This is a genomic window from Thermophilibacter sp. (assembly GCF_966187215.1).
This window is the reverse complement of record NZ_CBIFYV010000046.1, coordinates 1-12,005: the sequence shown is the minus strand read 5'-3', so window position 1 is coordinate 12,005 and position 12,005 is coordinate 1. Positions and strand designations below refer to the sequence as shown.

11 protein-coding genes are annotated in these 12,005 nt (G+C 66.9%); all 11 read left to right on the top strand.

Going from position 1 to position 12,005, the window contains the following annotated elements; translation table 11 throughout:
- Positions 1-226 precede the first annotated feature (226 nt).
- The 11 genes from rapZ to ACWTSU_RS04125 all read left to right on the top strand — a co-directional run bounded on the left by rapZ (position 227) and on the right by ACWTSU_RS04125 (position 11,917).
- Positions 227-1,150, top strand: a complete 924-nt coding sequence (gene rapZ / locus ACWTSU_RS04175) for an RNase adapter RapZ (protein ID WP_455138623.1) — start codon at positions 227-229, stop codon at positions 1,148-1,150.
- A 3-nt stretch (positions 1,151-1,153) separates the two neighbouring features.
- Complete coding sequence (whiA, locus tag ACWTSU_RS04170; RefSeq protein ID WP_455138622.1) at positions 1,154-2,095, top strand: DNA-binding protein WhiA; 942 nt, start codon at positions 1,154-1,156, stop codon at positions 2,093-2,095.
- Positions 2,096-2,348: 253 nt separating this feature from the next.
- Positions 2,349-3,374 (top strand): type I glyceraldehyde-3-phosphate dehydrogenase, encoded by a 1,026-nt coding sequence (gene gap / locus ACWTSU_RS04165; protein WP_455138621.1) that lies wholly within the window; start codon positions 2,349-2,351, stop codon positions 3,372-3,374.
- Between the two features lie 93 nt (positions 3,375-3,467).
- A complete protein-coding gene (locus tag ACWTSU_RS04160) occupies positions 3,468-4,658 on the top strand; it encodes a phosphoglycerate kinase (protein ID WP_455138620.1) in 1,191 nt (396 codons plus the stop codon).
- Positions 4,651-5,418 carry a triose-phosphate isomerase gene (gene tpiA, locus ACWTSU_RS04155; RefSeq protein WP_455138619.1) on the top strand — a complete coding sequence of 256 codons (768 nt, stop codon included), beginning with the start codon at positions 4,651-4,653 and terminating at the stop codon, positions 5,416-5,418. The genes ACWTSU_RS04160 and tpiA overlap by 8 nt, the downstream gene beginning before the upstream one ends.
- Positions 5,419-5,528: 110 nt before the next feature.
- The gene (gene secG, locus ACWTSU_RS04150; protein ID WP_455138618.1) at positions 5,529-5,780 is read left to right on the top strand and encodes a preprotein translocase subunit SecG; all 252 of its coding nucleotides are present in this window, start codon (positions 5,529-5,531) and stop codon (positions 5,778-5,780) included.
- A 177-nt stretch (positions 5,781-5,957) separates the two neighbouring features.
- Entirely contained in the window at positions 5,958-7,637 is a 1,680-nt protein-coding gene (locus ACWTSU_RS04145; protein ID WP_455138617.1) for a peptide ABC transporter substrate-binding protein, read from the top strand.
- A gap of 123 nt (positions 7,638-7,760) precedes the next feature.
- On the top strand, positions 7,761-8,798 hold the full coding sequence (locus ACWTSU_RS04140) for an ABC transporter permease (protein ID WP_455138616.1): 1,038 nt from the start codon (positions 7,761-7,763) through the stop codon (positions 8,796-8,798).
- Positions 8,799-8,816: 18 nt separating this feature from the next.
- Positions 8,817-9,764 (top strand): ABC transporter permease, encoded by a 948-nt coding sequence (locus ACWTSU_RS04135; RefSeq protein WP_455138615.1) that lies wholly within the window; start codon positions 8,817-8,819, stop codon positions 9,762-9,764.
- Complete coding sequence (locus tag ACWTSU_RS04130; RefSeq protein ID WP_455138614.1) at positions 9,765-10,895, top strand: ABC transporter ATP-binding protein; 1,131 nt, start codon at positions 9,765-9,767, stop codon at positions 10,893-10,895.
- Positions 10,895-11,917, top strand: a complete 1,023-nt coding sequence (locus tag ACWTSU_RS04125; RefSeq protein WP_455136933.1) for an ABC transporter ATP-binding protein — start codon at positions 10,895-10,897, stop codon at positions 11,915-11,917. Before ACWTSU_RS04130 ends, ACWTSU_RS04125 begins: the two co-directional genes overlap by 1 nt.
- Positions 11,918-12,005: the final 88 nt, after the last annotated feature.

Below are 12,005 nucleotides of genomic sequence, written 5' to 3'. Positions count from 1 at the left end.
CGCTCAGACAGCTTGCCGAGAAGAGCGCTCGGCAAGAACTCGCGGCGGGCCTTGCCCCGCCGGCCGTCGGCTTCGTCACCGTCGCTGCGGGTCGGGAGAGGAGGTCCGCCGCGAGTTCCGCAGCCGCGTCCTGTGCGGCGAGGACTGTCTGAGCGCCGGACCTTCTCGCCCGACCCCGCGGGGTCCCGCTGCCGTATACTCCAAGGAACCGACGAGAGGAGACCCCATGGCCGACGACCAGCTCATGCGCGCCGCCGAGCGCGCCCGCCGCGTGCCGGACGTCGTGGTGGTCACCGGCATGTCCGGCTCGGGCCGCACGCAGGCGCTCCACGTCTTCGAGGACATGGGCTACTTCTGCATCGACAACCTGCCGCCGCGCCTGCTCTTGCAGCTCGCCGAGCTCGTGGGCATCAACTCCGGCGTGGGCCGGCACCTGGCCGTGACCTGCGACCTGCGCAGCCAGGGCCTCTTCGACGAGCTCTCCGACTCCGTGAAGCAGCTGCGCGACCACGAGATCTCCTGCAGCGTGGTGTTTCTCGACACCTCCGACGACGTCCTCGTGCGCCGCTACGACGAGAACCGCCGGCGCCACCCGCTCGCCCAGCCGGGCGAGTCCATCGGCGGCGCCGTGGCCCGCGAGCGCGCGCAGCTCGCCGCTGTGCGCGACTCCGCCGACCTCGTGATCGACACGAGCCAGCTGCGCATCGCCGACCTGCGCGCCCGTCTGCGCCGCGCCTTCTCGGAGCTCTCGGACCAGCAGCTCATGGAGGTCTCGGTCTTCTCGTTCGGCTTCAAGCACGGCATGCCGGCCGAGGCGGACCTGATGATCGACGTGCGCTTCCTGCCCAACCCCTTCTACGACCCTCAGATGCGCCCGCTCACCGGGCGTGACCGCCTCGTTGCTGACTTCGTGCTCGGCAACCCCGTCACCGAGAAGTTCCTGGACGCGTGGTACCGCCTGCTCGACGTGGCGATGCCGGGCTACGTGGCCGAGGGCAAGAGCCACCTGTCCATCGCCGTGGGCTGCACGGGCGGCCAGCACCGCAGCGTGGCCATCGCCGAGGCCACGGCCACCTACCTCGAGCGCGCGGGCTACCACGTGAGCATCTCCCACCGCGACCTCGCGCTCGCCAACGTGCGGACGAGCTAGGCCATGTCGTTCACCGCCGAGGTCAAAGACGAGCTCTCCCGCGTGGAGGCGCCCTCGCGCGCCGCCGAGCTCGCGCAGCTCTCCGCGCTCGTGCGCGTCTGCGGGACGCTGTCGTTCCACGGCTCGGGGCGCTACGCCATCCGCGTGGCCACCGAGACGGGCGCGGTGGCGCGCACGGTGATCAAGCTCACGCACAAGCTCTTCGACCTGGAGACCGCGCTCACGGTGCGCCGCTCGGTGCTGCACAAGACGCGCAACTACCTGATCGAGATCCCCGAGCAGGACGAGCTGGCCGACGACCTCGTGCGCCTGGGGATCCTGGCGCCGGGGCGCGGCATCGTGCCGGGCGTGCCCGCCGCGCTCACGCGCGACGCCGCCGGCCGGGCGGCCTTCGTGCGCGGCGCCTTCATGGCGGGCGGCTTCGTGGCCGACCCGCGCGGCGAGTTCCACCTGGAGATCGCGGTGACGGGGGAGGAGTTCGCCCGCGAGCTCGCCGGGCTCGTGCGCGACATGGGGGCCCAGGCGCGCCTCAACCGCCGCCGCGGCGTCTTCGCCATCTACCTCAAGAGCTACGACGACGTCATCGCGCTGCTCGGCGCCATGGGCGCGGCGAGAATGGCGCGGGTGGTGGAGGTCGCGCGCGCCAAGAAGTCCGTCAAGAACGACGTCAACCGCCGCGTCAACGCCGAGATGGCCAACCAGGCGCGCTCCACCGGCGCCGCGGCCGAGCAGCTCGAGCTCGTGGAGCGTGCGGAGCGGCTGATTGGGCTCGGGGCGCTGCCGCCGGCGCTGCGCGCGTTCTGCCGCGCCCGCCGCGCGCACCCGGAGCTGTCGCTGGCGGCGCTCGGCGCCGAGCTCGACCCGCCGGCGTCCAAGTCGGCGATGTACCACCGCGTGCTGCGCCTCCAGGCCCTCGTCGACGAGGCCGAGGCCCAGGCCGGGTGACAATGGGGACGGAGGTGTTTGTCACCTCATCAAGCCAGTCCAATTTGACGAGGTGACAAACACCCCCGTCCCCATCGTCGCGCCCTTCTCGCCCCCACATCTGAGCGCGCGCGACTCAAATTTCCAGACGCGCTCAGATTGCGCCGCATCGAGGCGCCCGCGTGGGGTACACTATCGAATGGCAAGGGCTGTGCCCTGTGGTTTGCTTGGTACGTTGGGGAGAAGCCCCGGCGGCCACGTGAAAGGAGAAAGCATGGCAGTAAAGGTTGCTATCAACGGCTTTGGTCGCATCGGCCGTCTGGCGTTCCGTCAGATGTTCGCCCACGAGGGCACCGAGATCGTGGCCATCAACGACCTCACCTCTCCGGATATGCTCGCGTACCTGCTGAAGTACGACTCCACCCAGGGCAACTACGGCCGTGAGCACACGGTTGAGGCCACCGAGGACGCCATCGTCGTCGACGGCAAGAAGATCACCATCTACAAGGAGGCCGACGCCAACAACCTCCCCTGGGGCGAGCTCGGCGTGGACGTCGTCCTCGAGTGCACCGGCTTCTACACCTCCAAGGCCAAGGCCCAGGCGCACATCAACGCCGGCGCCAAGAAGGTCGTCATCTCCGCTCCCGCGGGCAACGACCTCCCCACGATCGTCTATAACGTCAACCACGAGACGCTGACCGCCGATGACGACATCATCTCCGCGGCCTCCTGCACCACCAACTGCCTCGCCCCGATGGCCAAGGGCCTCAACGACTTCGCGCCGATCGTCTCCGGCATCATGACCACCATCCACGCCTTCACCGGCGACCAGATGCCGCTCGACGGCCCGCAGCGCAAGGGCAACAAGCGCCGCAGCCGCGCCTGCTCCGAGAACATCGTCCCCAACTCCACCGGCGCCGCCAAGGCCATCGGCCTGGTGCTCCCCGAGCTCAACGGCAAGCTCATCGGTGCCGCCCAGCGCGTCCCGACGCCCACCGGCTCGCTGACCAACCTCTACTGCGTCGTTGACAAGAAGGTCACCGTCGACGAGGTCAACGCTGCCATGAAGGCCTACGCCGAGACCATCCCCGAGACCTTCGCCTACAACGAGGACGAGATCGTGTCCCGCGACATCGTCGGCGAGACCCACGGCTCGATCTTCGACGCCACCCAGACCATGGTCCAGGACCTCGGCAACGGCCAGAGCCTCGTTCAGGTCACCTCTTGGTACGACAACGAGAACTCCTACACCTCCCAGATGGTCCGCACCATCAAGTACTTCGAGAAGTTCGTCGCCTAAGCGCGCGTCTCTCGCATCCTTGGGGCGCGGTCGCAGCTCACGGGGCCGCGGCCGCGCCCCTTTGTGTATCCACCCGGAAGAAGGAGGGAACCCATGGCCTTCACCAAGAAGACCGTCCGCGACGCGGACGTCGACGGCAAGCGCGTCCTCATGCGCGTTGACTTCAACGTGCCCCTGAAGGACGGCGTCGTGACCGACGACACGCGCGTCAAGGCGGCCATCCCCACGATCAAGTACCTCAAGGAGCACAACGCCAAGATCATCCTCATGAGCCACCTCGGCCGCCCCAAGGGCGACGGCCCCGAGCCCGAGCTCTCGCTCAAGCCGGCCGCCGACAAGCTGGCCGAGCTCACCGGCTATGACGTGAAGTTCGTGGACGACACCTACGGCGAGAAGGCCAAGGCCGCCGTCGACGCCCTCGAGCCCGGCGACATCCTCGTCCTCGAGAACGTCCGCTTCGACAAGCGCGAGAAGAAGAACGACCCCGAGATCGCCAAGACCCTGGCATCCTACGGCGACATCTTCGTGCTCGACGCCTTCGGCACCGCGCACCGCGCCCAGGGCTCCGTGGTGGGCCCGGCCCAGTACCTGCCCGCCTACGCCGGCTTCCTGCTCGAGAAGGAGGTCGACACCCTGACCTCGATCTTCGCCGAGCCTGAGCGCCCGTTCGTCGCCATCGTCGGCGGCTCCAAGGTGTCCTCCAAGATCGGCGTGCTCGATCACCTCATCGACTCCGCCGACACGCTGATCATCGGCGGCGGCATGGCCTACACCTTCTTCCTCGCCAAGGGCTACACCGTGGGCACCTCCCTCAAGGAGGAGGACTGGGTCGAGCGCGCCGGCGAGATGCTCAAGAAGGCCGAGGACAAGGGCGTCAAGATCCTGCTCCCGATCGACAACGTCGTGGCCGACCACTTCGGCGAGGACGCCGAGGGCGAGGTCGTCGACTCCGACAAGATCCCCGACGACCGCATGGGCATGGACATCGGCCCCAAGACCCGCGAGCTCTACGCCGAGGCCATCAAGGGCGCCAAGACCGTCTTCTGGAACGGCCCCATGGGCGTCTTCGAGATGGACCAGTTCGCGGCCGGCACCGAGGCCGTGGCCCGCGCCGTGGCCGACTCCGACTGCACCTCGATCATCGGCGGCGGCGACTCCGTGGCCGCCATCAACAAGTTCGGCCTGGCCGACAAGATGAGCTGGATCTCCACCGGCGGTGGCGCGTCCATGGAGCTCGTCGAGGGCAAGGCCCTTCCCGGAGTGGAGGCGCTTCTCGATGCGTAAGAGGATGATCGCGGGCAACTGGAAGATGAACAAGACCTACAGCGAGGGCGTCGTCCTCGCGCAGGGTCTCGCCGACGAGCTCAAGGACGGCACCGGCGACGTCGACGTGGTGGTCTGCCCGCCCGCCGTCGACCTCAAGGGCGTCTCCGAGGTCATCGAGCAGAGCGCGGCGCCGTTCGCGCTCGGCGCGCAGAACGTGTACTGGGAGGAGTCCGGCGCCTACACCGGCGAGACGGCCCCCAGCATGCTCGAGGCCGTGGGCGCCACCTACTGCGTCATCGGCCACTCCGAGCGCCGCGACTACTTCGGCGAGACGGACGAGGACGTGAACAAGAAGGCCAAGGCCCTCATGGCTCACGGCATCGTGCCCATCAGCTGCTGCGGCGAGTCCCTCGAGGTCCGCGAGGCCGGCAAGCACGTCGAGTTCGTGGTCGACCAGATCAAGAAGGACACCGAGGGCCTGGAGATCTCTGACCCGTCCAAGTACGTGGTCGCCTACGAGCCCATCTGGGCCATCGGCACCGGCAAGACCGCCACGGCCGACGACGCCCAGGAGGTCTGCGGCGCCATCCGCGCCACGCTGACCGAGGTCTTCGGCAAGGAGACGGCCGACGGCATCCGCATCCTCTACGGTGGCTCAGCCAAGCCGGAGAACATCGCCGGCTTCCTCGAGAAGGAGGACGTCGACGGCGCGCTCGTCGGCGGCGCCTCGCTCAAGGCCGACAGCTTCGCCGCCATGGTGAAGAGCGCGATGGCGTAAGGCACCGCGTCCGCGCGAAGCTCGCATGGAGGGCTCGGACGTCTCAGGCGTCCGGGCCCTCAGTTGTGCTAGCATCTCTTGATGCTGTGTCAACGTCTGAAGGGGAGCTCGTGAACCCGCTCAACATCATCCTCACCGTCATCCTGTTCCTCTCGGGGATCCTCACCGTCATCCTCGTGCTCATGCACTCCGGCAAGGGGACGGGCGTGTCCGACATGATCGCCTCGTCGCTCTACAACTCGGGCACGGGATCGGGCGTCCTCGAGAAGAACCTCAACCGCCTCACGGTGATCACCACCACGGTCTTCATCGTCTGCGTGGTCATCATGGCGCTGACGTACCCCACCGGGACCGTGGGCTAGGGCGTAACAGGGCGGAAATTGAGGCTACTGCGTTACGTACGCGTGTCGGGCTCCACCCGGCACGCTTTTTTAGGATAAAGTAAACAGTCGTTCTGTGGGTTGCCCGGGGGGCAGTCCATGGGGCGGAGGGACGGGGCAGGGAGCCTGCCCGCCTCAAGACAGGAGGAGGAAACAAGTATGGCTCAGCAGAAGATGGGCGGTGTCACCCGTCGCAGCTTCGTGAAGGGTGGCCTCGCCGCGGGCGCGCTCGCCGCGCTGGCCGCGTGCAAGAGCGAGTCCGCTGGCTCCGGTTCCGCCGACGGCGGCGCCACCGGCGGCACCCTCAGCTACTACATCAACAACCCCACCGCCATCGACCCGTATGACCTCGAGGAGGATCAGGGCATGCAGGTGGGCTACCAGCTCTTTGACGCGCTGACCACCTACGACTTCGAGAACGAGGAGCTCGTGGGCCTCGTCGCCGAGTCTTGGGAGCCCAATGAGGACGCCTCCGAGTTCACCTTCCACCTCAAGCCGGGCAAGTTCCACGACGGCACCGACGTCACCTCCAAGTCCTTCAAGCAGGGCTGGGAGCGCATCGTCCGCCCGAACGACTACGGCAAGGTCAGCGCGATCGGCTACCACCTCGCGATGGTCGAGGGCTACTCCGAGCTCTCCGCTGGCGACGCCGACGAGCTGACGGGCGTCACCTGCCCGGACGACAGCACCCTCGTCGTCAAGCTCACCCAGCCCTACGCCGACTTCCCGTACGTCTGCATGCACCCGGCGCTCTCGCCGATCCCCGACTGCGCCATCGGCGACGCCGACACCTTCAACACCTTCTTCTACGCGCCCGTGGGCAACGGCCCCTTCAAGATGGACGGCAAGTGGGAGGACGGCCAGGAGATCAACCTCGTCCGCTTTGACGACTACTCCTACGGTGACGTCGCCAAGATCGACGGCATCCACTTCAGCATCCAGAAGGACGTCCAGACGGCCTACACCGAGTTCCAGGCCGGCAACCTCGACGTCGCCCAGGTCCCCACGACCATGATGTCCGACGCCATCTCCCAGTACGGCGAGTCCGAGGACGGCTACACCATCACCCCGGACCACGCGGTGCTCACCGGTGCCGAGATGTCCACCTACTACCTGATGCTCAACCTGCAGGACCCCGTGCTGCAGGATGTTGACCTGCGCAAGGCCCTCTCGCTGGCCATTGACCGCCAGGCCATCTGCGACACCGTCTTCGAGGGCACCCGCGAGCCCGCCGGCTCCATCGTCCCGCCCGGAGTCGCCGGCTACGAGCCCGACACCTGGGAGTTCTCCAAGTACGACCCCGAGCAGGCCAAGGCCATCCTCGACGAGAAGTACCCCGCGGACGCCGACGGCAAGCGCGGCATCTCCATCGCCCTCACCTACAACCTCGACGGCGATCACAAGCAGATCATGGAGATGGTGATGGCCAACTGGAACGACCTGGGCATCGACACCACCTCCAACACCGCCGAGTGGTCCACCATCATCTCCAACGTCTACCCGAACGGTGACTTCCAGGTCGGCCGTCTGGGCTGGATCGCCGACTACCCGATCTACGACAACTTCATGTACCCGCTGTTCGTGACCGGTGGCGACAACAACTACGGCAAGTACTCCAACCCCGCCGTCGACCAGGGCATGCTCGACGCTCGCGCCATCGCCGACCCCGACGAGCGCATCGCCAAGTTCCAGGAGGTCAACGCGCTCGTGGCCGCCGACATGCCGGTCATCCCGCTGAACTTCTACAAGCACCAGCTCGTTGGCTCCACGCGCGTCCAGTCCCTGTACATGGACCCGCAGAAGCTCTGCGACATGAGCACCGTCGAGCTCCAGGCCTAGGTCCTGTCTCGCGACACTGTGAACATTTGATCTGAGCGTAGGCGGGGCACCCAACGTGGTGCCCCGCTGCCATGGCTCCATTTGCCCGCGCGGAGCCAGAAGCCCACGACAGGAGCTGTACGCATGGCAAAGTACATCATCAAGCGCATCCTGCAGTTCATCCCCGTCTTCATCGGCGTGACCATCATCCTCTTTGCGATGAAGACGATCGTCCCCGGCGACCCGGTGAAGATCATCACCGGCGGCAAGCAGGTGACGCCCGAGACCGAGCTGCAGATTCGCATCTCGAACGGCCTCATCGAGGTCGATGACGAGGGGAAGCCGATCTACGACGAGAACGGCGACACCATCCCGACGCCCGTCTGGAAGCAGTACCTCACCTACATGAACGACCTGCTCCACGGCGACCTCGGTCAGTCCTACACGCGCAACATGTCCGTGTCGGAGATCCTCCTCTCCAAGTACCCCTACACGGTACGGCTCGCTCTCGTGGCCATCTGCATCGAGGCGGTGGTCGGCATAGGGGCCGGCTTGATATCAGCGATAAAGAAGTACTCGTTCTGGGACGTGCTCGTGACGCTTGTCACCTCGGTGCTCGTTGCCATGCCCGCCTTCTGGCTCGGCATGCTGCTGCAGCTCTTCTTTGGCGTGTTCCTCAAAAACGTCACGGGCGGGGCCTTCTACCTGCCCATCTCGGGCGCGGGCGGGAGCCACGCCGAGTTCCAGGGCTGGGTCTACTACATCCTGCCCGCCGTCACCCTGGCCTCGGTCTCCACGGCCTACACGGCGCGCATCATGCGCTCCCAGCTGCTCGAGGTCATGAACCAGGACTACATCCGCACCGCCAAGGCCAAGGGCCTCTCGCGCCGCGGCGTCATCTTCCACCACGCGCTCAAGAACGCGCTCATCCCCGTTGTCACATACATCGGCATGGACCTCGGTGCGATGCTCTCGGGCGCCATCCTCACCGAGACGGTCTTCAACTGGCCGGGCATGGGCTACGAGATCTACCGCGCCGTCACGCAGCGTGACTGGCCCATCGTCCTCGGCGGCGTGACCGTCATCGTCGTCGTCGTGATGATCATCAACCTGCTCGTTGACATCAGCTACGCCTTCCTCGACCCGCGCATCCGCTTCGGGTCGGCCAAGGACAAGGGCTAGGAAGGCGAGGGAGAAACCATGACCAAGAAGAACTCTCTCGAGGACCAGGCGCAGGGCGCCGTCGCGGAGGCCGCGGTCGCGGCCGAGGCCCCGGCCAAGTCGCGCACCCTCTGGAGCGACGCCTGGCAGCGCCTCAAGCGAAACAGGCTCGCGCTCATCGGCGCCGCCTGGATCGTCTTCGTTATTCTTGTCGCCGTGACGGCCGACCTCTGGGCCCCGCAGATCCTGGGCTCGCCGACCGACATCGACACGGCCACGGTCGCGCAGAACTCCAAGCTGCCGCCCTCGCTCGAGCACCCCTTCGGCACCGACGCCACGGGTCGCGACCAGCTCGTCCGCGTCATCTACGGCGCGCGCGTCTCGCTCGTCGTCGGCGTGGTCGCCACGCTCATCTCCACGGCCATCGGCCTCGTCATGGGCGGCATCGCGGCCTACTACGGAGGCATCTTCGACACGATCATCATGCGCCTGGCCGACATGTTCCTGGCCATTCCGTACACGCTGTTCGTCATCGTCATGCTGGCGGTCATAGGCCAGGGCATCCAGAACGTGTTCATAGCGATCGGCATCCTCGGCTGGCCGCAGATCGCCCGCGTGTTCCGCTCGGCGATCCTGTCCATCAAGGAGAACGACTACGTTGACGCGGCGCGCGCCATGGGCGCCTCCGACCTGCGCATCATCGTGCGCCACATCTTCCCCAACTCGGTGGCCTCCATCGTGGTCTACGCCACGATGAACATCGGCGGCGCCATCCTCACCGAGAGCGCCCTGTCCTACCTCGGCATGGGCGTCACCCCGCCCACGCCCTCCTGGGGCATCATGATCCAGGACGGCCAGACCTACCTGCAGACGCAGCCGTGGCTGATGATCCTGCCCGGCCTGGCCATCCTCTCCACCGTGCTCGCCTTCACCCTGCTCGGCGACGGCCTGCGCGACGCACTCGACGTCAAGATGAAGGACGCTTAAATGGCACTCGGCAAGAAGCGCGCCCAGGACCCGGCGCTCGACCTCAAGAACCAGCCGGTCCCTGAGGGCTCCCACCTCCTCGAGGTGGACGACCTCAAGATGTACTTCCACACCAAGGACGGCGTCGTCAAGGCCGTCGACGGCGTGAGCTACACCCTCGACCGCGGCGAGACGCTCGGCGTGGTCGGCGAGTCGGGCTCGGGCAAGTCGGTGACGCACATGACGATCATGGGCCTCATCGACATGCCTCCCGGAAAGATCGAGGGCGGCGACGTCCGCTACCGCGGCCACTCGCTGCTCCAGATGAGCGAGCGCGAGATGCAGCAGATCCGCGGCAACGACATCGCGATGATCTTCCAGGACCCCATGACGTCGCTGAACCCGGTCTACACGATCGGCCGCCAGCTCGGCGAGGGCCTGCGCCTGCACCGCGGCTACACCAAGCAGCAGGCCACCGAGCGCGCCATCGAGCTGCTCGACATGGTGGGCATCCCCAACCCGGAGCAGCGCGTCAAGGACTACCCGCACCAGTTCTCGGGCGGCATGCGCCAGCGCGTGATGATCGCGATGGCACTGGCCTGCGACCCGGACATCCTGATCGCCGACGAGCCCACCACGGCCCTCGACGTGACGATCCAGGCGCAGATCATCGAGCTGATGAAGCAGATGCAGGAGCAGAACGGCAACGCGATCGTCATGATCACGCACGACCTGGGCGTCGTGGCCGACGTGGCCGACAAGATCATGGTCATGTACGCCGGCCATCCGGTGGAGTTCGGCACCGCCGACGAGATCTTCTACCACCCCATCCACCCCTACACCTGGGGTCTGGTGCGCTCGATTCCCGAGCAGGTCATCGACGAGAAGAAGCCGCTCACCCCAATCAAGGGCAACCCGCCCTCGCTCGTGAACCTGCCGAGCGGCTGCCCCTTCTCGCCGCGCTGCCCGTACGCCACGGAGCGCTGCCGCATCGAGATGCCCGAGCGCTACGTGACCGAGACCGGCCACTACTCGCGCTGCCACTTCGCGGGCGACGCCGCGTTCGTGGCCGCCAACGCGCCCGAGAACTCGCGCACGCGCGCGGCCAAGACCGCCGCGACCGCCGCGGCTCAGAAGGGAGGCGAGGCCTGATGGCAGACGAGAAGCGCGAGCCGCTGCTGCACGTCGAGCACCTCTGCAAGGAGTTCCCCGTCGAGGGGGGCGTCTTCGGCCGCAACGCCGGGCGCGTCCACGCGGTGGACGACATCAGCTTCGACATCTATCCGGGCGAGACCTTCGGCCTGGTGGGCGAGTCGGGCTGCGGCAAGTCCACCACGGGCCGCTGCATCATGCGCCTCACCGAGCCCACGAGCGGCACCGTCATCTTTGACGGCGAGGACGTCTCCAAGCTCAAGGGCAAGCAGCTCAAGAAGATGCGCCACGACATGCAGTACATCTTCCAGGACCCCTACGCGAGCCTGAACCCGCGCATGACCATCGGCGAGATCGTCTCCGAGCCGCTCGTCATCCACGGCGAGATGCCCAACAAGGACGAGCGCATGGACTACGTGCGCCACCTGCTCGACATCGTGGGCCTCAACCCCGAGCACATCAACCGCTACCCGCACGAGTTCTCGGGCGGCCAGCGCCAGCGCGTGGGCATCGCCCGCGCCTTCGCGCTCAAGCCCAAGCTCATCATCTGCGACGAGCCGGTCTCGGCGCTCGACGTGTCCATCCAGGCGCAGGTGCTCAACCTGCTCAAGGACCTGCAGGACGAGTTCGGCACCGCGTACCTGTTCATCGCGCACGACCTCTCGGTGGTGCAGCACATCTCCGACCGCGTGGCCGTGATGTACCTCGGCAACCTGATGGAGTACTCCGACTGGAAGACCCTCTACGCCGAGCCGCACCACCCCTACACGCAGTCGCTGCTCTCGGCCGTGCCGGTGCCCGACCCGGACGTCCAGCACAACCGCAAGCGCATCATCCTGCCCGGCGACCCGCCCTCGCCGATCAACCCGCCGAGCGGCTGCCGCTTCCACACGCGCTGCCCGATCGCGCAGAAGAAGTGCTCGATGGAGCGTCCCGAGCTGCGCGAGGTGTGTCCCGGCCACTTCTGCGCCTGCCACTTCGCCGAGCCCAACCCGATCAAGGAGACCTCGATCGAGCTGTAGGTACCGTGCGTGACATACGCGAGCCCCTTGCCGGGGGGGGAGGGGGGGGGGGGGTGGTGTTGGAGGAGGTTTTTTTCCTCGTGGGTGT